The sequence below is a fragment of the Natrinema sp. LJW11 genome (assembly GCF_056135975.1).
In genome coordinates this window covers 107,695-129,250 of sequence record NZ_JBWBDM010000005.1, presented here as the reverse complement: position 1 = coordinate 129,250, position 21,556 = coordinate 107,695, and the positions used below count along the sequence as shown (strand labels likewise).

General features: G+C 63.1%; 17 protein-coding genes and 2 pseudogenes. 10 read left to right on the top strand and 9 right to left on the bottom strand.

Going from position 1 to position 21,556, the window contains the following annotated elements; all coding sequences use genetic code 11:
* The first annotated feature begins 152 nt into the window (after positions 1-152).
* The gene (locus AC0QDI_RS14815) at positions 153-857 is read left to right on the top strand and encodes an ABC transporter ATP-binding protein (protein WP_474669467.1); all 705 of its coding nucleotides are present in this window, start codon (positions 153-155) and stop codon (positions 855-857) included.
* 138 nt (positions 858-995) lie between these two features.
* Here the strand turns inward: AC0QDI_RS14815 and AC0QDI_RS14810 are convergent, their stop codons facing one another.
* Genes AC0QDI_RS14810 through AC0QDI_RS14800 form a run of 3 tightly spaced genes read right to left on the bottom strand, consistent with a single transcriptional unit; the run spans position 996 to position 4,099 of the window.
* Entirely contained in the window at positions 996-2,039 is a 1,044-nt protein-coding gene (locus tag AC0QDI_RS14810) for a branched-chain amino acid ABC transporter permease (protein WP_474669465.1), read from the bottom strand.
* Positions 2,039-2,920, bottom strand: a complete 882-nt coding sequence (locus tag AC0QDI_RS14805) for a branched-chain amino acid ABC transporter permease (protein WP_474669463.1) — start codon at positions 2,918-2,920, stop codon at positions 2,039-2,041. Before AC0QDI_RS14805 ends, AC0QDI_RS14810 begins: the two co-directional genes overlap by 1 nt.
* Before the next feature lie 33 nt (positions 2,921-2,953).
* Positions 2,954-4,099 (bottom strand): ABC transporter substrate-binding protein, encoded by a 1,146-nt coding sequence (locus AC0QDI_RS14800; protein WP_474669461.1) that lies wholly within the window; start codon positions 4,097-4,099, stop codon positions 2,954-2,956.
* A 336-nt stretch (positions 4,100-4,435) separates the two neighbouring features.
* Between AC0QDI_RS14800 and AC0QDI_RS14795 the strand changes: the two genes are divergently transcribed.
* Complete coding sequence (locus AC0QDI_RS14795; protein ID WP_474669459.1) at positions 4,436-5,191, top strand: ABC transporter ATP-binding protein; 756 nt, start codon at positions 4,436-4,438, stop codon at positions 5,189-5,191.
* Positions 5,192-5,242: 51 nt separating this feature from the next.
* Here the strand turns inward: AC0QDI_RS14795 and AC0QDI_RS14790 are convergent, their stop codons facing one another.
* On the bottom strand, positions 5,243-5,644 hold the full coding sequence (locus AC0QDI_RS14790) for an acyl-CoA thioesterase (protein ID WP_474669457.1): 402 nt from the start codon (positions 5,642-5,644) through the stop codon (positions 5,243-5,245).
* A gap of 133 nt (positions 5,645-5,777) precedes the next feature.
* On the opposite strand from AC0QDI_RS14790, the gene AC0QDI_RS14785 reads away from it, so the two are divergent.
* From AC0QDI_RS14785 to AC0QDI_RS14760, 6 genes are all read left to right on the top strand, one after another.
* Entirely contained in the window at positions 5,778-7,175 is a 1,398-nt protein-coding gene (locus tag AC0QDI_RS14785; protein ID WP_474669455.1) for an SLC13 family permease, read from the top strand.
* Between the two features lie 127 nt (positions 7,176-7,302).
* Entirely contained in the window at positions 7,303-9,270 is a 1,968-nt protein-coding gene (locus AC0QDI_RS14780) for a 3-hydroxyacyl-CoA dehydrogenase/enoyl-CoA hydratase family protein (RefSeq protein WP_474669453.1), read from the top strand.
* 1 nt (position 9,271) lies between these two features.
* Positions 9,272-10,462, top strand: coding sequence for a thiolase family protein (locus tag AC0QDI_RS14775; protein ID WP_474669451.1), 1,191 nt, complete (start codon positions 9,272-9,274; stop codon positions 10,460-10,462).
* On the top strand, positions 10,459-10,983 hold the full coding sequence (locus AC0QDI_RS14770; protein WP_474669449.1) for a Zn-ribbon domain-containing OB-fold protein: 525 nt from the start codon (positions 10,459-10,461) through the stop codon (positions 10,981-10,983). The genes AC0QDI_RS14775 and AC0QDI_RS14770 overlap by 4 nt, the downstream gene beginning before the upstream one ends.
* On the top strand, positions 10,980-12,605 hold the full coding sequence (locus tag AC0QDI_RS14765; RefSeq protein ID WP_474669447.1) for a long-chain-fatty-acid--CoA ligase: 1,626 nt from the start codon (positions 10,980-10,982) through the stop codon (positions 12,603-12,605). Before AC0QDI_RS14770 ends, AC0QDI_RS14765 begins: the two co-directional genes overlap by 4 nt.
* Before the next feature lie 390 nt (positions 12,606-12,995).
* Positions 12,996-13,757, top strand: coding sequence for an IclR family transcriptional regulator (locus tag AC0QDI_RS14760; RefSeq protein ID WP_474669445.1), 762 nt, complete (start codon positions 12,996-12,998; stop codon positions 13,755-13,757).
* A gap of 261 nt (positions 13,758-14,018) precedes the next feature.
* Here AC0QDI_RS14760 and AC0QDI_RS14755 read toward each other — a convergent pair.
* Positions 14,019-14,273: pseudogene (locus tag AC0QDI_RS14755) on the bottom strand (IS6 family transposase); the annotation flags it as partial.
* Positions 14,274-14,299: 26 nt separating this feature from the next.
* A pseudogene (locus tag AC0QDI_RS14750) lies at positions 14,300-14,885 on the bottom strand (IS6 family transposase).
* Positions 14,886-15,433: 548 nt separating this feature from the next.
* Here AC0QDI_RS14750 and AC0QDI_RS14745 point away from each other — a divergent pair.
* Together AC0QDI_RS14745 and AC0QDI_RS14740 are read left to right on the top strand one after the other, a co-directional pair.
* Positions 15,434-15,946, top strand: coding sequence for a phosphatase PAP2 family protein (locus AC0QDI_RS14745; protein ID WP_474669443.1), 513 nt, complete (start codon positions 15,434-15,436; stop codon positions 15,944-15,946).
* 156 nt (positions 15,947-16,102) lie between these two features.
* Complete coding sequence (locus AC0QDI_RS14740; RefSeq protein WP_474669441.1) at positions 16,103-16,444, top strand: hypothetical protein; 342 nt, start codon at positions 16,103-16,105, stop codon at positions 16,442-16,444.
* Positions 16,445-16,464: 20 nt separating this feature from the next.
* On the opposite strand, the gene AC0QDI_RS14735 is transcribed toward AC0QDI_RS14740, so the two are convergent.
* The 3 genes from AC0QDI_RS14735 to rdfA all read right to left on the bottom strand — a co-directional run bounded on the left by AC0QDI_RS14735 (position 16,465) and on the right by rdfA (position 20,962).
* On the bottom strand, positions 16,465-17,604 hold the full coding sequence (locus AC0QDI_RS14735; protein WP_474669439.1) for a tyrosine-type recombinase/integrase: 1,140 nt from the start codon (positions 17,602-17,604) through the stop codon (positions 16,465-16,467).
* Between the two features lie 660 nt (positions 17,605-18,264).
* Positions 18,265-20,232 carry an archaea-specific SMC-related protein gene (locus AC0QDI_RS14730; RefSeq protein ID WP_474669437.1) on the bottom strand — a complete coding sequence of 656 codons (1,968 nt, stop codon included), beginning with the start codon at positions 20,230-20,232 and terminating at the stop codon, positions 18,265-18,267.
* A 100-nt stretch (positions 20,233-20,332) separates the two neighbouring features.
* Positions 20,333-20,962: a rod-determining factor RdfA gene (gene rdfA / locus AC0QDI_RS14725; protein WP_474669435.1), complete on the bottom strand. Its 630-nt coding sequence runs from the start codon at positions 20,960-20,962 to the stop codon at positions 20,333-20,335.
* Positions 20,963-21,556: the final 594 nt, after the last annotated feature.

Sequence of the window (21,556 nt, the reverse complement as noted above, 5' to 3'; positions counted from 1 at the left end):
CCGATTTCGTCCGGATTCGTTCGTTCACCGGTTGCAGTCGCGCGATCGATCCGGCGGCTACCGGGTCGACGTTCGGCGTCCGCCTCCGGGAACCCGACGCTGCGGGCCGGGGGCACCTTTTTATCCCTGTACTGAGAGAATCACGGCACACAATGACGCTGCTCGAAATCGACTCGATCGACGTCGCGTACGGCAACGTTCAGGTGATCTGGGACGTGAGCTTCGACGTGGCGAAGGGGGAAACGGTCGCGCTACTCGGCGCGAACGGTGCGGGAAAGACCACGATTCTGAAGACGATCTGCGGTCCGCTGACGCCCCGGTCGGGCGAGGTACGCTACGACGGCGAGTCGATCGGCGACCTGGATCAGGACGAGGTCGTTCCGAAAGGGATCGTCAACGTTCCCGAGGGCCGCGAGATCTTCACGACGAGCTCCGTCGAGGAGAATCTCCGCCTTGGCGCGTACACGAACCCCGACGGGAAGGACGAGCGGTTCTCGTTCGTCTACGACATCTTCCCCCGACTCGAGGAGCGAAAGGACCAGCGAGCGGGGACCCTCTCGGGCGGCGAGCAGCAGATGCTGGCGATCGGTCGGGGTCTGATGAGCGACCCGGACCTGATCTTGCTCGACGAGGCGAGTCTCGGCCTCGCGCCGGTGCTCGTCGACGACGTGTTCGAGGCGATCGAGGAGATCACGAACCAGGGAACGACCGTCCTCATCGTCGAGCAGGACGTCAACAACGCGCTTCGGGTCGCTGACAGGGGGTACGTTCTCGAGTCGGGCCGGATCTCGATGTCGGGCGACAGCGAGGAACTCGCGTCGAACGACGAGGTCACGGCGACGTACCTCGGCGGGTAATCGCCGGCGTCGGCTCTTTTTCGCTCCCTCACACCGATCTCGAGCGCCGCTCCGACAGCGTCTCGCTCGTCGTTCGGGGCGCGTCTCGAGGTGGATCGACCGGAGAAGAAACGGGTGAACGGTTCGACGGGGCGGGCGTCAGTCGGTCGCCGATTCGTCGGGGGTCGGGACGGTCTCGCTCGGCGGATCCCCCTCCGACGTATCGCCGGTTCGGCTAGTGATGAGCCCGTAGATCCCCTTCGGCATGTAGAGCATGAAGAGGATGATGAGAAGGCCCTCGATCGCCGTCGAGTAGCCACTCGCCACCTCGCCGAGGACCCAATCGAGCCCGACGAACAGCCCGGCTCCGAGGATCGGCCCGGTGATGGTCCCCATTCCACCGAGGACGACGACCACGAGCGCTTCGACCATCCAGTGGAGGCCGAGCACGTCCGCGGGATTGAGGTATCCCGTGTACTGGGCGTAGAGTCCGCCCGCCATCCCGGCCATCCCCGACGCGATGCCGAACGCGAGCAGCTTGTACTTGAGCGGGTTGATCCCGAGACTGCTGGCCGCCGTCTCGTCGTCGTGGATCGCTCGCATCGCCAGGCCCCACCGACTCGTGACCACGTAGTAGGAGACGATCACTGTACCCACCGCCATGACCAGCGTCAGGAGGAACAGCTGTTGGTACTCGGCGCCGCCCGAGTCGACGAAGTAGCCGCTCGAGCCCCCGGAGATGCTGCGCTCGTTCGACAGGATCAACTCGATGATCGCGGCGAGCGCGAGCGTTCCGATCGCGAAGTAGTGCCCGCTCAGGCGGAAGATGACCGGTCCGATGACGAGTGCGAGGAGGCCCGCGAGGAGCGCGCCGCCGAGGACGGCGACGATCACCGGTGACTGGATCGACTCGGGGAAGCCGGCTCGAGTCGGCGTCGTCAGCCAGGCGGAGACGTACGCGCCGAATCCGAAGAAGGCGACGTGCCCCAAGGAGATCTGGCCGGCGTAGCCGCCGATGATGTCCCAGGAGACGCCGAGGATGACGAAGACGAGCACGGTGAAGAAGACCTGAGTGAGCCACCGCTCGGTGACGAACGGTATCGTCGCGAACGCCAGCACGACGAAGACCGCGATCGCTACTCGACGGCGGTTACCGAGCAGTTCCCGGATGAAGCTTCCGCGTTCGCGTTCGGAGCCCACCATCACTCCTCACCTCCCGAGCTACCGAACAGCCCCTGAGGTCGCACCAGGAGGACGAGGAGGAAGATGCTATAGCTGATCAAGTCCCGGTAGCCGCCGCCGATGACGAGCACGCCGACGTTCTCCGAGACGCCGAGGAGTAACCCGCCGACCAGCGTCCCGATGACGCTCCCCACGCCGCCGAGGACGACCACGGCGAACGCCTTCAGCAGGTACGACCAGCCCGCGTACGGCGTGAAGGGAAAGAGGATCGACAGCAACGCGCCGGCCGCGCCCGCCAGCGCCGTCCCGAGGCCGAGCGTGATGATGTAGATCTTCCCGGTGTCGATGCCCATGTACTGGGCCGCGTCGGTGTTCTGTGCGGTCGCCCGGATCGCGAGGCCCGTCGTCGTGTACTTGAGGAACGCCCAGACCGCGACGATCAGGGCGACCGAGACGACGAACGTGACGACCCGCGGGAACGACAGGACGGCGGGTCCGACGGGGATGCTCGAGCCTGGAATGCCGATGCTGGCTCGCTGTGGCTCGCTGCCGAGAACGATTCGGCCGACGCTCTCGAGGACGAGCGCGAGCCCGAAGAGGACGATGATCGGCTGTTCCATCCCCTCGTCGACGACGCGCTCTAACAGCACGCGTTGGAGGAACACGCCGAACCCGAACAGCAGGACGGCCGCGAGCAGCATGCCTATGAGCGGGGTGATCCCGGTGGCGGCAAACAGGAGGATGCCGACGTACGCGCCGACCATGAGCATGTGCCCGTGGGCGAGGTTGACGACGTCCATGATACCGAACACGAGCGAGAGGCCGAGCGCGGCGACGGCGTAGATCCCTCCGATGAGGAGTCCGTTTAACAGCGATTCAAACGCGAGTTCTGGTGAAACCATGAATAGTGGTGAGCGTGGGTTGCAGATCGAGTGTTATCGCTCGCTCCAAGACGGAATCGGATACTCGAGTTCGGCGGCTCGCTCGTCGTCGACCTCCGGGTAGACGGTGTGCTGGTTGCCGTCCAGCCACTGGCCAGTCGGGGCCGTCAACTCGCCTTCGGTCGGCAGGCCGTTCTCCTCGAAGCTGAACGAGCCGATGACCGTCTCGAAGGTCTCCGACTGAAGCGTCCCCTGGACGTCCGACGGATCGGTCGAGCCCGCGGCGTCGATCGCCTGGGCGGTTACCTGCGCGACGTTGTAGCCGCCGCCGACCGCCGTGCGGATAAACTCGCCCTCCTCGAGTCCGTACTCGTCCACGTACGCGTTCCACATCTCCTCGTTCCCGTTCCCCGTCATGCCGGGCACCCAGCCCGGACACATGCAGACGTACTGGCCGCTCTCGCCGAGCGCGTTCCACCAGTCCTGCGGGTCGGCGGCGCGGACGAACTTGGTGAGGGTCGGCGAGAAGTTGCGTTCCTCTATCTGCTCGATCATCGTGATTCCGTCCGGCGGTGTCGGCACCGACAGGAGAACCTCGACGTTCTGGTTGTCCGACCGGGAGATCATCGTCGAGAAATCGCTCGCGCCGTACTCGTATGGCTCCCTGAGGACGATGTCGTAGCCCGCATCGCTGAGGGTCTCCTCCCAGGAGTCCGACTGCTCTTCGCCCCAGTCGGAGTTGGGCTCCCAGATGCCGACGTTGGTCGGCCGCTCGCCCTCGGGGATGGTCTCTAACAGGCCCTGCGTCGACCGCGCGACGTCCCTCGACTTCGGGAACGCTGCGTAGGTCCACTCGTACTCCTCGTTTCGGTGTGGCGCCTCCTGTGCGAAATAGGCGGCGACGAACGGGACCCCTTCGCTCTCCGCGACGCTACTGCCCGCGGTCACGAGTTCGCTCGAGAAGCTCCCCCAGATCACGTCGGCGTCACCGGCCATCTTCCGGAGGCTCTCGATGACGACGCTCGGGTCGCTCTCGTCGTTCTCGACCAGTAGCTCCACCTCCTGGTCGAGCGTCTCTTCGATGTGTGCGACGCCGAGCTCGTACCCCTGTTCGATCTCCTCGGCCATCGACGAGAACGCGCCGTCCTGCGGGATCGTCGTCGCGATCGTGATGTCAGCGCTGCTTTCGTCGCTACCCAACAGTGTACAGCCGGCCAACGTGGCTGCTCCTGCGATCGCACCGGTCGTTTTTAAATACGAACGCCTAGTTCTATTGCTGCTAGGATTCCCCATGGCGTGGTTTGCCAATCAAACACGAGCATATTAAATCATATGGATGTATCATGACACGAGCGCGCTGAGACGACTGTTCCGGCGACGGCGTCGACCGGCCGCGAATCGCTTCGTTCTGGCTCGGAACTCACGTTCCCGTGGCGCACCGATCTCGGCGGGTCGACCGCCGCAGCCGAATCCGAGTTCGGACGACCGACGGACGAGGGGTAGGTTTATGCGAGTGGGTAGTCAACACCTGCCGCAATGGCGCTACTCGAAGGAGAGAATTTGACGAAGAGTTTCGGGGGAGTCCTCGCCGTCGACGACGTCTCGTTCTCGATCGACCGCGGAGAGGCGGTCGGGCTGATCGGTCCGAACGGAGCCGGCAAGTCCACGCTGTTTCGCCTGATCACCGGCGTCCACGAACCCACGGAGGGGCACGTCTTCCTCGACGGCGACGAGATCACGGGCACTGATTCGCACGATATCTGTCACCGGGGGCTCGTCAAGACCCACCAGATCGTCCGTCCGTTCGAACACATGACCCTGCTCGAGAACGCGACCGTCGGCGCAGAGTTCGGCGGCCGAGACGTCGACGATCCGCGAGAGAAAGCCTACGAATCCCTCGAGTTCGTCGGCCTCGACCACCTGGCGAACACGAAACCCGACGAACTGAGCGTCGGCGCGCTCAAACGACTCGAGATCGCGCGCGTGCTCGCGACGGATCCGGACGTGCTGCTGTTCGACGAGGTTGCGGGCGGTCTGGACACCGACGAGACGGAGGCGATCGTCGACCTCATCGGCGACATCAAGGAGAGCGGCAAGACGATCTTCCTCATCGACCACGTGATGCGAGCGCTGATGTCCGTGAGCGATCGGGTGTTCGTGCTCGACAACGGGCAGCTCATCGCGCGGGGGACGCCCGAGGTGATCCAGAACGATCAGCGCGTTATCGAGGCGTACCTCGGGACGTCAGCCGATCGGGATCACGACGCGACCGGGGCCGCCGCGGGCGACTGACGGACTCGCGCCCCCGTCACCGGCCCGGTTCGCCACGCGCCGCGACTTCCCTTACTCGGCGGTGCTCTCGAGGGCCGTTCTGAGGTCGTCGGGAACGGGAACGCTACCGTCGCCGTCGACGGGGACGCAGACTCGGTACTCCGTCCCCTCGAAGACGACTTCCCCGTCGTGGGTCGCGACGTAGCCGAACCGGACGCTCGACTCTCCGACCTCCGGATTCAGTTCGATCGCGACCTGGTCGCCGCCGCGAACCTGTCCCGCGAAGTCGAAGTCCATCGAAACGAGTGGCAGACCCAGGCCGTGTTCCTCGGTCAACTCCCAGTAGGGGACGCCGATATCTTCCATGAACACGTCCGACGTCTCGTGGACCGCGTCGATCATTCGGGGGTAGTGAGCGATGCCGAACGGGTCCGTGTCCGAAAAGCGGACGGTCCATACGTGCGTGAAGCTCATGCTTCGTCCCGTAGGGACCCGGCCGAGGATTATAAAAACCGCGGCGAACGACTGTCCCGATCTCTGGGGTGGAGTAGCCGCCGCGGGCCCGACACCTAGACAGTTTTACCGCTGTACTGAGAGGCGTACGGCAATGACTCGTTCGGACGCGATCGAGACACTCAGATCGCCGCCGTTGGCGTTCTCTTTGGCGGCGATCGTCGGCCTCGCGACGTGGGCGCTGGGCTCGGGATCGACCGCGGCGGCGCCCATCCTCGCTATCACGCTTTTCTGTGTCGTCCTCTGGATTCTGACGCCCGTCCCGCCCTCGTATACGGGGCTGATCGCCATCGGGCTGATCGCCATCTCGACCTCGACGGACCTGGCGCTCTCGGGCTTCCAAAAGCCGGCGACGTGGCTCATCGGCTTCGGGTTGCTGATGGGCGAGGCGACCCGACGCAGCGGACTCGCGACCGCGGCGGGTCGGTGGATCGCGGTCAGGAGCGTCTCGGAGTCGGTTCGTTCCGATCCCGTCCGGACGTACCGTCGGTTGCTCCTCGCGCTCTCGCTCGGCGCCCACGCCCTCGCGTTGTTCGTCCCCTCCGCGCTCGTGCGCATCCTCGTGGTGGCACCGATCCTCCGGGAGACCGGATCGCTTTTCGACTCCCGGGACGCCCGCACCGGGATCTACCTTGGACCGCTGTTCGCGACCTTCTACGGCTCCGCGGGCATCCTGACCGCCGATCTCCCGAACATCATCATCACCGGATTCGGGGAGTCGCTGGCCGGGCACACCATCTCGTGGTCCGACTGGTGGGTCCACATGTACCCGATCATGGGCATCACTCGCGTCCTGCTCGTCGTGGCCGTCGTCTCTCTCCTCTTTCGGCCGTCGCCTGACTCGAGCGTCGACCTGCCCGAGACGGACGGCGCCGGGATCGGCAGCGTCGAGCGACGAATGCTGGGATTCCTGCTCGTCGGAGCGTTGATCTGGGCGACCGACTTCGCCCACGGTTTCCATCCGGTGATCGGCGCCGTCGCCGTCGTCGTCCTCGCGTTCCTGCCTGGAATCGGCGTCGTCGACTTCGACGAGATCGGGGGCGAGGTGGACTTCTCCATCCTCTTTTTCATCGCGGCCGTGTTCGCGATCGGCGACGGGCTCACCGAGACCGGGTTCACGGACGAGGCGGCCACGTACCTCCTCGACCTCATCCCGACCGACGCGTCGCTCGCGGTGATCCTCGCGTGCGTCTTCTTCGTCACGTTCGCGCTGGCGTTCCTGATGGAGGGGCTGGCCGTCGCGAGCGTCCTCACGCCGATCCTGATTCCCTACGCGGAGGCGGCGGGCCTCCCGTTCACGCCGGTCCTGATGGCCGAGGCGATGGCCCTGAGTTCGTACTTCTTCCCGTACCAGTCGGCGGTGCTCATCGTCATCCTCGCGGAGGGCGAGGTCGAGACCCGGGAAGTGATCCGGACGACGGTCGCCTGCTCCGTCGCGACGATCCTCCTGTTGCTCCCCCTCCAGTTCGGCCTGTTCGATCTCCTCTACTGATCCCCGGGGAACCCGTCATCGACCCTCGAGTCGACCCGCAATCGCGCCTCGAGTCGCGATCCGACGGCGAGGGCGAAATCGCCGGTTCTCCAAAGATATATAGTATTCAATCACGCACGGATTTGTGATGGCAAATGACACTGTAGAGCGCGTAGCAGTGCTGGGTGCCGGTAGCATGGGACACGGTATCGCGGAACTCGCCGCGCTCGGTGGGTACGACGTGACCATCAGGGACATCGACGAGGAGATCGTGACCGAGGGTTACGAGAACATCGAGTGGAGTCTCGAGAAACTCGAGGAGAAGGGACGACTCGACGAGTCGAGCGACGCCGTGCTCTCGCGCGTCGACACGACGACCGATCTCGCCGAGGCCGTCGACGACGCCGACCTCGTAATCGAGGCGGTCCCCGAGCAAATGAATATTAAGCACGACACGTTCTCGTCGGTCGACGAGCACGCGCCGGAGCACGCGATCTTGGCGACGAACACCTCGAGCCTCTCCATCTCGGAGATCGCCGAGGCGACGGATCGTCCCGATCAAGTCGTCGGTCTCCACTTCTTCAACCCGCCGGTGAAGATGGATCTCGTAGAGGTCACCTACGGAGACGAGACGAGCGACGAGACGGCCGAGACCGCCTACGAGTGGGCCGAGTCGATCGACAAGACGCCGATCTACGTCCGCAAGGACGTCCACGGCTTCGTCGTGAACACCGTCCTCGTCCCGTACATGGAGGAAGCGGCGTGGATGTTGTCGAACGACGAGACGACGATCCGGGAGGCTGACGCCACGATGGTATACGACCGCGGCTTTCCGATGGGACCGTTCGAACTCAACGACTTCGGCGGCATCGACATCGGCTACCACTTCCGCGCCGAGTCCGACCAGCCGGTCCCGCCGGTCGTCGAGGAACTGGTCGACGAGGGTAACCTCGGCCGGAAGAGCGGCGCGGGGTTCTACGAATACGAGGGCGGAGAGTCCTCTCAAGCGGACGGTGTCGACTACGAACCGACGGACGCCGGCGGCTACGACGCCCTCCGGACCGAGGCCGTCATGATCAACAAGGCGGCGTGGCTCGTCGGCAACGACGTGGCGACGCCCGAGGAGATCGACGTCGGCTGTCGCCTCGGTGGGAACTTCCCCGAGGGAATGTGCCGCCGCGGCGACCGCGTCGGTCTGGACGTCGTCCTCGAGAAACTCGAGTCCCTGTACGAGGAGTACGGCGAGCAGCGGTACGAGCCCGTCGACTACCTCGTCGAACTCGTCGACGACGGATGGACGGGCGAGGACGCCGGGAAGGGGTTCTACGACTACCGGGTCGACCCGCCGTACCATTACATCAACTGGGAACTCGACGACGACGGCGTCCTCGAGGTCGAACTCGACCGTCAGGAGCGGATGAACTCGATGTCCGACGACATGTTCATGGAGATCGACCGGCTCTTAGACGATATCGACGTCGATACGGTCGCCTGCGTCGTCTTCTCCGGCGCCGGCGACCGCGCGTTCAGTTCGGGTGCGGACATCACCGGCTTCACCGCCGACGACCCCGCCGAGATCATGGACGTCGACGAGATGTTCCAGACCGTCTACGAGTTCCCCCGGCCGACGGTCGCGAAGATCGACGGCTTCTGTCTCGGTGCCGGCATCGAACTCGCGCTGGCCTGCGACATCCGCGTCGCCACCGAGGCGTCGACGATCGGGACGCCCGAGACGAACCTCGGGGTGATCCCCGGCGGCGGCGCGACCCAGCGGCTCGTCCGCCTCGTCGGCGAGGCCAGGACGAAGGAGATGGTGTTCCGCGGGATGCAGTTCGACGCCGCCCAGGCCGAAGAGTGGGGTATCGTCAACTACGCCGTCTCCGACGCCGACGAACTCGAGGACCAGGTCGGCGAGATCGTCGACGACCTCGTCTCGGGGCCGCCGGTCGCGCTCAAGGCGGCCAAGCGGGTCATCAACGACGGCCCCGAGGCCAGCCTCGAGGCGGCCCTCGCCATGGAGAAGCAGGCGTTCGCCGTGCTGTCGACGACCGACGACATGCTCGAGGGCGTGACGGCGTTCAGGCAGAACCGCGCGCCGGAGTTCGAGGGTGAGTGAGATGACGCGAAACGCCGCGATCGTCGGCGGCGGAACCACGACCTGGGGCGAACGGGACGCGACCTGGAAGGATCTCGCCCAGGAGGCGGGGAAGGCGACGTTCGACGCCGTCCCCGACGTCGGCCCCGAGGATATCGAGGGGCTGTTCGTCGGCACCGTACAACCGGAACGGTTCGCCTACCAGTCCCACGTCGCCCCGATGGTGGCCGAACTGCTGGGTATCGAGGTCACGGAAATGACCGCCCGGACGGAACTGGCGTGTGCGAGCGGTCAGGCCGCCTTGCGCTACGCGTGGCTGGCGATCGCCGCGGGCCAACTCGATACCGCGCTCGTGCTCGGCGTCGAGAAGATGAACCTCGGGCGGGAGTACATGCCCGAGATGCAGGGGTCGATGGCGAACGTCCTCGACCGGGAGTTCGACGGCGTCAACGGGCTGGCCGCGCCGCCCTTTTTCGCGTGGTACGCCCAGCGACACATGCACGAACACGGAACGACCCGCGAGCAACTCTCGCTTGTCGCGGCGAAGAACAAGAGCAACGCCGCCAAGACCGACTTCGCCCAGTACCGAACGGAGATCGACCCCGAGGACGTCGAAGAATCGCCCGAGATCGCGCCGCCGCTCCATCTCTTCGACTGCAGCGGGATTACCGACGGCGCCGCGGGCGTGATCCTGATGAGCGAGGAGAGAGCTCGCGAAGTCACCGACACCGCGGCCTGGATCACCGGCAGCGGCCAGTCGTCGATGGCGGGCAACTCGATCAACAACCTGCCTTCGTTTTCCGGCTGGCCGCAGGCTCGGAAAGCGTCGCAGAACGCCTACGAACAGGCCGGCATCGAAGATCCGCTCGAGGAGATCGACATCGCGGAGATCCACGACTGCTTTTCGATCAGCGAGATCATCGAGTACGAGGAACTCGGCTTCTGCGAGCGCGGCGAGGGCGGCCAGTTCATCGAGGACGGCCGCAGCCGCCTCGACGGCGACGTCGCGGTCAACCCCCGCGGCGGCCTGCTGGGCTGTGGTCACCCGCTGGGCGCGACCGGCGTCTCGCAGGCGCTCGAGGTCACCCAACAGTTCCGGGGGACGGTATCGAGCGAAAGACAGGTAGATGACCCGGAGACCGGCCTGATCCACAACCTCAGCGGCAGCGGGTCGGTCCACAGCGTGATGACGCTCGCGAGGGATCCACAATGACCGATCAGACCGATTCGAACGGCGGAGAGGGAGCGCGCGACCGCGTCTCGGTGCCCACGGAGATCGAGCTCCCCCGACTGCTCGACTTCTACGAGCTCCAGACCGACGACCACACGAAGATCCACGAGTTCTACGACAACCTCCGGGACGGGCAACTGACGACGACGCGGTGTACCGACTGCGACGCGATCCACTACCCGCCCCGGATCGTTTGTCCCGAGTGTACGGGCGACGACCTCGAGTACGTCGACCTCCCTCACGAGGGCGAACTGTTCGCCTTCTCGGAGGTCCGCGGCGGCCTGCCGATCGGGCTGGCCGAGCACGACGTTCCGTACGTCGTTGCCGTCGTCGACCTCGGGCCGGTGCGGCTGTCGGCCAGGGTCGACGGCGCGGCCTACGACGACCTCGAGATCGGCGATCCGGTCGAACTGAAAATCGTCGACATCGACGGGCCGACCGACGAGGAACGGGTCTTTTATCGGTTCGAGCCGACCGCTGTCAACGACGGTGAGACGCAGTGAAGAACTACGAGCTCACGCTACGGGTCATGCTCGAGCGGGCCACCGACCTGTTCGGCCACAAGGCGATCGTCTCGGAGCTGCCCGACGGGACGACCCACCGGTACACGTACGACGACGCCTACGATCGGATCGGGCAGCTGGCCAACGCCCTCGACGACCTCGGCGTCGGCGCCGACGCGCGCGTGTCGGTGATGGCGATCAACCACTACCGCCACTACGAGCTGTACTTCGGCCCATCCTGCAGCGGGCGAAGCATCCACATGACCAACCACATGCTCCCCGAGGAGCACCTGATCGAGATCGTCAACGAGGCCGAAGACGAGGTCGTCTTCGTCGATCCGCAGTTCGTCGAGACGGTCGAGGCCGTCGCCGACGACCTCGAGACCGTCGAACACTACGTGGTCCTCGACGACGAGGTGCCCGAAACGGATCTCGAGCCGGTCTGGGCCTACGAGGACCTGTTGGCGGACCAGGACACCGACTACGACTGGCCCGACCTCGACGAGGACGACGAGGCGGGGATCTGCTACACCTCCGGGACGACGGGGCTGCCGAAGGGGGCGGCTTACTCCCACCGGGACCTCTACCTCCACACGCTCACGCACGGCCACGTCGACGTCTTCGAGATCAGTGAGAACGACGCTGTGATGCCCGTGGTCCCGATGTACCACGTCAACGGCTGGGGGCTTCCCTACTCCGCGACGATGTCCGGTTCGGAGCTGATCCTGCCGGGCCCCAAAACCGACGCCGAGTCGATCGCCGAACTTATCGACCGCGAGGAGGTGACTGTCACGGCGGCGGTGACGACCGTCTGGCTCGAGATGGCGGAGTTCTACGACGAGCGCGATGACGTCGAACTCGAGAGCCTCGCCCGCGTCCTCATCGGCGGTACGTCGCCGCCCGAGTGGCTCATGGAGAAGTTCGACAAAGAGATCGGCGCGCCGATCCACCAGGGCTACGGCATGACCGAGGCGGCGCCCCACCTCGTCAACACGATGACGACCACCGAGGTGCAGGACCTGCCGGAGAGCGAGCGCTACCAACAACAGATGAAACCCGGGATCCCGGCCCCCGGCGTCCGGATTCGGCTGCGAGACCCCGACGGGGACCCGGTTCCCCACGACGGGGAGTCGACCGGCGAGATTCAGGCCCGGTCGCCGTGGCTCATCGACGAGTACTACGCCCGCCCCGATGAGACCGAGGCGTCGTTCACGGAGGACGGCTGGTTCAAGTCCGGCGACGTCGGAACCATCGACGAGTACGGCTACCTCGAGGTCGTCGACCGCCTCGACGACGTCATCAAAAGCGGCGGGGAGTGGATCTCCTCGCTCGAACTCGAGAACGAACTCATGGCCCACGACGCCGTCACGGAGGCGACGGTGATCAGCGTCGAACATCCCACGTGGGAGGAGCGCCCGGTCGCCTACGTCGTGTCCTCGGCGGACGAGGTCTCCGCCGACGAGCTCCGCGAGCACCTCCTCGAGCGCTTCCCGAAGTGGTGGCTCCCCAACGAGATCTTCTTCTGCGAGTCGATCCCAAAGACGACGACCGGGAAGTTCGACAAGAAGGTCCTGCGCGACGAATTCACCGACGAGTACGGCTCGTTGCCCCTCGAAGAGTAGCGCGCGAGTCCGATTTTGACCGCCTTTCGTCTGCCGTACGTTTCTCGATGCGCTTTCCGATTCGCACTCGTTCGCCGATGCCGCCTCGAAGACCCCCTTTCTTGGGTTATCCAATTATTATGGACGAGCGGCTTTGTCTCCCCATTCCTCGAGTCGAAACGACCACGGAGCGTCGTTCGAGGAGATCAAATTTACGACCATAGATCTGTAACAACCCTGACGCAGCTGCCGGTATTTCGACAATATCGTCCATCATCGATGGACGGAGCCCGAGACGATTCCTCCGTATGCCCGTTCCGAATCGCGCTTCTGATCGAGCGGGGGTGCCGACGAGGCACCGCTGTCCAATATAACCGAACGATTTATCGACGAGCGGCCGAACGTACGCGTATGACCGAGGGAACGTCCACGATGTCGTCAGTCCTCAAGGCGTTCACCGTCCTCGAGACGCTGTGGGATGTCGACAGCGCGGGACCGTCCGAGATCGCCGGTCGGCTGGACATTCCGAAGAGCACCGCCCACGTGTACCTCCGCACGCTCGCGGAGACGGGGTACGTCATCAATGACGGTGGCGAGTATCGACTCAGCTATCGGTTCCTCACGACCGGTTCCCGGCTCAAGCATCGAAACGGCCTCTTTCAAGCAGCCGAGGGGTCCCTGAAGGATCTCGCCGACCAGACCGGCGAGCTCGTGTCGCTGGTGGTCGAGCAATCGGGACAGGCGGTGATTCTGCACAAAACGTTCGGCGACCGCTCGCTCGAGTTAGGCATTTACTCGGGAATGACGACGCCGCTGCACACGAACGCAACGGGGAAGGTACTTCTCGCGTACCTCCCGGACGAGCGAACCGACGAGATCATCGAAACGCGGGGGTTGGCGCGGGTGACCGACGAGACGATCACCGACGAGGAGGCGTTGCGGTCGGAGCTGGACGAGATTCGAAAGCGAGGGTACGCCGTGGACTGGAACCAGCAGGTCACCGGAATGGGGGTCATCGCCGCACCCGTTCTCGTCGAGGACCGACTGGACGGGGCCGTCGGCATCGTCAGTCCGACGGGGCGGATCAGGAACGATCGCTACCAGCGGACGCTCCTCCAGAAGTTACAGGAGACGATCGATTCGATCTCGATCAAGTATCGGTACGGGACGTGAGCGTCCGAAACGGTTGGGTCGACCGGCTCTCGAGCGATCGAGCCCCTACCGCCCTGCTCGGTTTCGAGTGACCCGTTCGTGCGCTAACGGCGGAAATCAGGGCCCGAACGTCGATTTCCACTCGTCACACTCGTTCCTGCGTTCGCTTCTCGACCACGTCTCGATCCGTCTCGACGTGTGATGTCTCGAAGCACGGTTGAACTCCGGCAGCCGTCTCGAACGGCGGTCGCCTCGAACGCCATATGTAAAATATTGTAAATTTCACGTCTGGCTTCGCACCGCCGCTGGCGTCTGTCCGTCGAGTGAGCGATGCGGCCGTTGCGTATTCTCGTAGTGTACAACCCGTTCAAGCCACTTTCTGACGCGTAACCGACGAGAAACTCGGTCTCGGCGAGATCGTGTTTCTCGTGGCGTTTTTGCAGCAAATGCAGCCGCTGGATTAGTACCGTATCGACCGAATAGTGTGACATCGAGAAGCAACTGTCACTCGATGTCTATTGCAGCGTCTAGCCAAGATCACTCCCGTTGATTTTGGGCCGCGTTTAGTTTGTGGCAATGTGCCGGGCGGCGAGGACTTGGAGCCACGATTCTGCGGTTGATGGGATGGCGTGACTAAAATGATTTGAACCGAATAGGTGTGTCGTATTATATCTCTAACTATATGTTAGATACTGTTCCGGTTTCTCCGTGTTTCATATCGAAATCGGAATCCCACATCGGCGTGCTGTCTGGAGATGCCGTGCCCTATCGACGAGTACCACAGTGTCTTCGCTGTCATGTTTCTCGGATCATTCTCGGACGAACGTTCAGTCGGTGGAGTCGTAACCGGTGAAAGCAGCCGGCCATGGGGAACTCTGTTCGTTGCAGGATCGACTGCAGCGTGCCGCCAATCCTGTCGATTATCGGTCCGAATTTCGGTTTTGTCGATCGAAACGTGATCCGAATTCGCGTCAGTTGCTGGCTGCGATCGGCTTTCTGTTCCTACTCGAGAACGGCTTTCCGTGATCGATCGGCACCGTATTCCCCCACTCCTCGAACTGTATTTGAAAAATACATTTCAGCACGATGGAATCGAATCCTAAGTTCTATCAGCTGGCGCGGTGTCCGCTCTCGCTCTACAATACTCAAACCGGTTCAGTCGCTACCTCCGCTGAGGCGGTCGGTTTTCGGCATAGAAACCATAAAACCGCGCCGCCTCACTTTTCACGAGTAACGAAACAGCGCCTCGCCGTCCGCCTCCACGAAACCGGTTGTCCGCTTCGAAAGACTGCAACGATTTCCGCTGAAGTAGGCGTTGAGCCCGCTCACGGAGCGGTTTGGGACCGGTAACATCGGCTTTCTGACAGCACCCGCGAGTGGATTGAACAGTTCGTGCAATACTATACCCGTTGGAGACCGCATCGGACTCTCGACGGACAGACATCAGTCGAGGTGATGCAAAACGAGACAGTGTTCATAATCAATAGCTATTTGAAAAATGGTTTTCAATACTCGGATTGATGCGTCCTCCACTTGACCTCCGCGATATCTGTTACATTGCGGCGGTACTCGTCGTTTCGAGTATCGTCGGCATGGCGTCCGAACGGTCACCGTACCCGCTCCGCACAGATCTCATGTAGGCTCTTGAGGGGAATGCCGTCGCAGTACTCCAGCCCGATCCAACCCTCATCCTAACCGTGCTGTTCGTCATCGTCTATCTTCTCGTGTACCCCACACTGCTTCTCGCTACGTACATTAGTTTGAAATATCGCCACGGTCGTACCCGGGCACTCGATTACGTCACCACGTACACGGCTGTCCTCCTCGTGTCCATGCCATTCTTCTACTTCGTACCCGTCGGCGTCACCGGATACTACTTGCAAGGCGTCGAGCCGGTACTCTACGAATCCACCGGCCCGGTTCAGACGTTCATGACGAATGTCGACACTCTCCAGAAGGCATTCCCGAGCCTGCACGCTGGCCTCGCCGGAACTGCAGCCCTCTACGCACCCCGTGGCTACAAACGGCTCAGTTGGGCGATCACCGGGACGGTCCTCGCCTCCACGATATATCTCGGCGTCCACTGGCTCACGGATCTCGCCTTCGGCCTCGCCGTAGCGTACGGCTGCTACCTCGCCACGCCGGCAATCCGTGCCCATCTCGAGCGCGTCGGGCCGCAGCCGGAACCGGTTACCGTTACTGACGACTGACCGCTTTGACTGTCCCCTCCCGGACATATATCGAGACTTCAAACAGCTATCCGTTCTCAAGTGGAGTATAACGCGGTTGCCTCCCAAGACCGAATCACTCACAGGCCACGCGATTCAACTCGAGCGATGATGCACTCGTTGTGAGTCACGGAACAGTTGTCGGGCGACTCATCGACGGTCAAAATCGGTCTTTACGGGCAAGTCATCCGCGGAGGGTGGGATACCGGCTTTGTCATTGAGGCCGTGAGTGTTGAGGAAACACCGGATACGGCGGCCGAGGGAACCGGATATCTCTCCGCCGCCGAGGACGGAACGAAGGTTCGTGTGCTCGAACTTGATACGGGAGAGTCACTCTCAGTCGACGCTGATGATGCTCTCGCGTTCGAGCCGAGTCTCGAGGATGGAACAGTTGCCCGTCCGGTTACACTCGGACGCGTCGCCCGTGCGTCGCGTATCGACGTCCAATGCAGTCCCGTTGGAAAGTCTTCACCAGAGTGAATGTTTCCTGACATGGAGACTTACGTATCGTGTTCGGCGAACGCATCGCCAGCGTCTTTCGCCATTTCTTTTGCCTCGATATGTGAGTAGGACTTCCGAACTACTTCCTCACTATTATCGAGAAGGCGAGCGGCAGAAGTGAAGCCGCGCTGTCGAACCATCACTTCACCAGCACCGCGACGGCCACCGTGCAGTGCGAGATAGCCGTGTTTATCGTCGAGATCGAGCCCGGCTTCCTCGCACAGCCGTCGCATGATACGGCGAGCGCCGTCGGTATTGATCGAGGACGGCGCCAATTCGTATTCACGAAGCGCCTCGAAAACGGCCGGTTGGCCCGTGAGCTCGTCGACGAACTCCTCAATATCGCTCGAGGACCAACCGCGTTCGTCACGGAGCCCCGTTCGAAGCGTCTCGTAGAGCGTCGGAAGGTGGAACGTCGGAAATACCGGCCAGTCCTCCCCAGCGGGATCGAGCAGTTCTTGATATCGCGACATAGGATTTATCACTTGTTTCGTCAGCGATCGATCGGACCAGTTCTGTTTTTTCGCGAGGACGGTCATCGTTCGATCCTCGAGGGAGACGTCTCCCCACCTGAGGCCGTTGCGCCGGTCGTCCTTCGGATCCGCTACGATCTCTCCGCCACGAACCCCGGAGTAACAGAGGACGTAGACGAGCGCTCGGTCCCGAAACTCCTGAATGGCGTCGAGCCCCTTCTCGTCAGCACCATCGTGTGCGCGTTTGTCAACGTACCGCGTGATCTGTGATCGGTGTTCGTCGGTCCAGGCCTGTTGATCCCCCGACCGCCGCCCATCGTTTTCGGGGAGCGGCTCCTTCGCGACGTTTCGCTGAGCGTAGTTCGCCTCGAGAAGCCCTTCGCGAACGCACCAGCCGACGTAGGCGCTGACGTGCGCGTAGTACGTTCGAACCGTCCCCGGAGCGAGGTCTCGACTCGTGAGTTCGCGCGCGTATCGCCGGAAGGTTCGCTCGTCCAGTTCGTCGAACGTCCCGCCAGAGTAGGAATCCACTTCGAGCCACTCGAGAAAGTCCTCGACGCAGCGCTCGAGATTCCGCCGGTAGTTCCCGCTCTCAGTGGCCCCCTTCGACTTCGAGCGAAGGAAGTCCTCGAGCGGTTCGTCGACCCGCGTCGTCTCGGCGGTCACGCGCGATCACCGACGAGCGTCGGGTTCCCGTGGCCATCCATCGTTCGTGATCGGTAGAGTAACCGCACACTCATAAAATTACACTTGATTATCCGGCGGTGGACCCAACGGGCGCCCGCCCTCGTGAGTCGGATACCGCGATCGGCAACTCGCGAGATCACGGAAGAAACTCTAATACGGTTTCTACGCATCGATATCCGGCCCCGATCGAGAGCGAACGGACGGCGATAAATATATGAAAATCGATATAATTGGTCCTTGGTGCGTTTCGCCCTGTTTAGTGAATGCCGGAATTCGAACTCGATGCGCTGCGGTCCGAACGGTATCACGCTCCTTGAGGGACGTATTCGACCGTCGGCGCGATCGGATTATTTCGGTGAAAACCTATCCGTACCGGCTTGTCACATCTATCATAGTCGGAGACATGCCCTTTCGTCTCGGTGTGACTACGAGTGTGATACTGCTACTATAATAAACGCATTCTAGATTTGTCTTCTCGGTTCGAGACGATCGGTATTCGCCCCCTTCGATGACCCTCACTACGGATCCCGGTACAGCGTCGGAACCGAGCGCCCGGACCGCGGCGGTCGAGCGAACGCGGGATACCGGCGGGACGTCACGGAAGCGAACGGCGACGAACGAGCCCCGACGTCGACCCGTTCAGATCTCCGTGACTCGGGCGTGGTCCCCGTCGACGGCCTGCGCGTCCTCGTGGAGCAGCGCCGCGACGAGGTAGGGAACGTGGGACTCGAAGTAGCCGATCAGCGTCGCGATCCGCTCGGAGTCGATCGCCTCGAGGGAGTCCAGCAGCATAATCGGGACCGTCTCGTAGACGTCGTGGACGAGGTAGCCCGCCAGCGCGAACACGAGCCCGGTCACCTCGCGTTCGCTCTCGCTCAGGTGGGTAATCGTGTCCTCGTAGGCCGCGCCGGAGGCGGTGCTCCGGACGATCTTGAGGTCGAACGACGACTTCGTGACCTTCCGGCGGCCCTCGCGGACTTCTCGCGTGGTCCGGTCGATCCAGATTCGGTCGAGGTTGTCGTACTCAAGGATCTCGAGGAGGTTCTCCATGTGCTCGTTGAAGCTCTCGACGGCGGTCGCCTCGATCTGATCGATCCGCGTCCGGAGGTCGGTCAGTTCGTCGGTGATGTCATCGCGGCGCGCCTCGAGGCCCTCTCGCTCGTCGAGTCGCGTTTCGATCGACGCGATCTCGTCCTCGATCTCGTCGCGCTCGCGCTCCTTGCGTTCGAGTTCGAACTCGAGCCGGTTGACCTCCTTGTGCCGGTCGAGCACATCGTTCTGGTCGGCCGTCTCGAGGTCATCGACCTCGGCCTCGAGGTCGTCGATCTCGCCGGTGAGCTCCTCGCGCTCGTCCGTGAGGTCGTCGACGCGGTCGCGTCGGCGCTCGATCTCGTCGTCGATCGAGTCGAGCCGCCGCTGGGCCTGCCGGTACTCGGTCCGGTTCTCGTTGATCTCCGAGAGCGTTTCGCGGCGCTCCTCGAGTTCGGAACCGAGCTCCGATCGCGTCTCGAGGCGCTCCTGACGCACGGTCTGGAGCTGGTCGATCGTCGTTTCGATTTGCTCGCGGGCGACCGACGAGCCGCAGGTCCAGCAGGTGACCGTCTCCTCGTCGGCGAGCAACTGATCCGTGGCGCTGCCGCCAGTCTCGCCCTCGCTCCGGTCGGTCTCCGGCAGGATTGACTCCTCCTCGTCGAGCAGCTGCTTGTTGAACTGGATCGTGCTCTGGAGCTGCGAGATCTCGTCGGAGAGCTCGGCCTTCTCCTCTTGTAAGGTCTCGATTTCGGCCTCGATTCGACCGACATCGGCGTCGTCGCCCGTCGAGTGCGACTCGAGGCGCTCTTGAACCTCCTCTCGCTCGTCCTCGAGGGCGTCGATGCTCTCGCGTTCGGTCTCGATGCGGTCGCGGACGCGCTCGAGTTCCGAGCGCGTCTCGCGGACCTCCTCGAGCTTCTCCTCGAGTTCGGACTGTTCCTCCCGGCGCTCTTCGACGTCGACGTTGGAATTCTCGAGTTCCTCGCGGGCCGCTTCGAGCTCGTCCTCCAGCTCCTCGATCTCGTCGGTGACGCGCTTTCGCTTCGCCTCAAGGTCGGGCAGCCGCGTCTCGAACTCGTCCAGTTCCTCCAGTTGCTCGTCGATCTCCCGCTTCCGCGTTTCGAGCCGTTCGATCTCGCTCTGGATCTCCTTGGTGTCGACCGGCCGCATGATCAGTTCCCGGAGGTCGTCGCCGCGAGCGACGGCCTGTCGCGCCTCGTTGGTCTCGAGCAGGAACGCGAACAGGTCCGCGACCTCGGGGTCCTCGAGGTACGGGTCGCCGTCGGTGACGACCGCTCCGTTGCGCCGCTCGAGCGTTCGCCGATAGGTCTCGTCGCCGAACTCGAGCGCTGCGTGCCCCTCGTCTGCGTCGGCCTTGAGGCTGATGCGATCGCTTCCCAGCGCCGCCATGAGTCCCTGCAGCAGCGACGTCCGATTCGTCGCGTTCCGTCCGGCGAGGACCGTCACGCCCTCTCGCAACGTCACTTCCGTCTCGTCGATCCCGCCGACGTTATCGACGGTGAGCGTCGCCTGCTGCGGAACCTCTGGTCTCTGTTCTGTCAGTTCGTTCTCCATACTTTTCATCTCGTACTCGTCCGTATAAGTATTTTCGCTTAATTATCATGGTTGATCCTGCTGTTTCGCCTAGATCTGAGTCCGTTCCGGTCGGCCCCCATCAGCGGGCGTCGGCGCACCCGCAGGCCTGCTCGTTGAGTAGCTCCCTGATGGTGTACTCTTGCAGGCAGTCGTTGCAGGTCACGGTGACGGAGACGGTCACGTCGAAGTCGCCGATGTCAACGATCTCGTTGCGTTCGAGCTGGCCGACCGTGTCCGTCGTGACCGCTTCGATCCGGTTCTGGAGCGCGCCGAGCTTCTCGCTGCTGCGCTCCAGTCGCTCCTCGTCGCTCGGCGTCTCGAGTGAGGCCTTGAGGCAGTCGGTCAGGTGATTGTAGACCGTCTGGTGGGAGACGAAGTCCGACTCGACGCGGTCGATCGACACCCCGTCGCGCTCCAGTTCGTTTCGGGTCTGCACGCGAACCCCGCTACTGACGTCGTCATCGGTCAGTAGCCGATAGGTGTTCTCGACCTCGCCGTCCTTGACAGGGACGCTCGCTTCCTCGAGCGCCGCCTCGAGCACGTGCTGGTTCACCTGCGTCGCGAGCTGTCGCGTGCTGTGTCGGTCCCCGTTCTGGCCTGTCCAGTCCGCGACGAGGTCGTTGTCGAGCCCGACGAGATCGTACTGGTCCGCGATCCGGCCGAGTTTGCACCCGCACGTCTCCGCGCTCCTCAATTGCTGGTCGGTCATCGCCTCCATTAGGCGGTTCGTCGTAAAAAATGTTTGGATCTCGGACAAGTTTACACATGTACATTCGTAATTCTATCGCGCCCGTCCCGGACGTTGCTCGGCGCACCCGGAGTATTCTGCGCCGAACCACTACAAAACTATGGCATCTCGTAACCCGGCTCTCCGACCGAGATCCGGCGAACTGAGAAGTGAAGCGGCGTCTGCGAGGCCCGGCTATTCACTCGCCGTTCCACCCGACAATAGGCACCTATTAAAACTGTTCATCCTATTGCTGAAATCGAGAATACGCGTCCGTCGATCGGCTTTCTCCCGCCGTCGTCTCCCGTGTGCCGATAGCCTGCGTCGACGAGACGGTTCCGCCTCGCGTTCTCCCTCGTTCGCTACCGACACTCCCGTTCTTCATTCTCTGTTAGCGAACGAAGCTGTTATGGACTAAATCACGTCACTGTTTGAGCGGACGATTCGTTCGGGACGACGACTCACGATTCGGTGTTCTATTCGGCCCGAACGGGACGGCTCAGTGGGCCGTGTATCGGCTTTAGTTTCACCGATCCGTCGATCGGTCGACAGCCGTGAGAGATGCTTGAATTGCTG

Coding starts and splice junctions, on each gene's coding strand:
- AC0QDI_RS14815 (WP_474669467.1), top strand. CDS start 153: ATGACGCTGCTCGAAATCGACTCGATCGACGTCGCGTACGGCAACGTT.
- AC0QDI_RS14810 (WP_474669465.1), bottom strand. CDS start 2,039: ATGGTGGGCTCCGAACGCGAACGCGGAAGCTTCATCCGGGAACTGCTC.
- AC0QDI_RS14805 (WP_474669463.1), bottom strand. CDS start 2,920: ATGGTTTCACCAGAACTCGCGTTTGAATCGCTGTTAAACGGACTCCTC.
- AC0QDI_RS14795 (WP_474669459.1), top strand. CDS start 4,436: ATGGCGCTACTCGAAGGAGAGAATTTGACGAAGAGTTTCGGGGGAGTC.
- AC0QDI_RS14790 (WP_474669457.1), bottom strand. CDS start 5,644: ATGAGCTTCACGCACGTATGGACCGTCCGCTTTTCGGACACGGACCCG.
- AC0QDI_RS14785 (WP_474669455.1), top strand. CDS start 5,778: ATGACTCGTTCGGACGCGATCGAGACACTCAGATCGCCGCCGTTGGCG.
- AC0QDI_RS14780 (WP_474669453.1), top strand. CDS start 7,303: ATGGCAAATGACACTGTAGAGCGCGTAGCAGTGCTGGGTGCCGGTAGC.
- AC0QDI_RS14775 (WP_474669451.1), top strand. CDS start 9,272: ATGACGCGAAACGCCGCGATCGTCGGCGGCGGAACCACGACCTGGGGC.
- AC0QDI_RS14770 (WP_474669449.1), top strand. CDS start 10,459: ATGACCGATCAGACCGATTCGAACGGCGGAGAGGGAGCGCGCGACCGC.
- AC0QDI_RS14760 (WP_474669445.1), top strand. CDS start 12,996: ATGACCGAGGGAACGTCCACGATGTCGTCAGTCCTCAAGGCGTTCACC.
- AC0QDI_RS14730 (WP_474669437.1), bottom strand. CDS start 20,232: ATGGAGAACGAACTGACAGAACAGAGACCAGAGGTTCCGCAGCAGGCG.
- rdfA (WP_474669435.1), bottom strand. CDS start 20,962: ATGACCGACCAGCAATTGAGGAGCGCGGAGACGTGCGGGTGCAAACTC.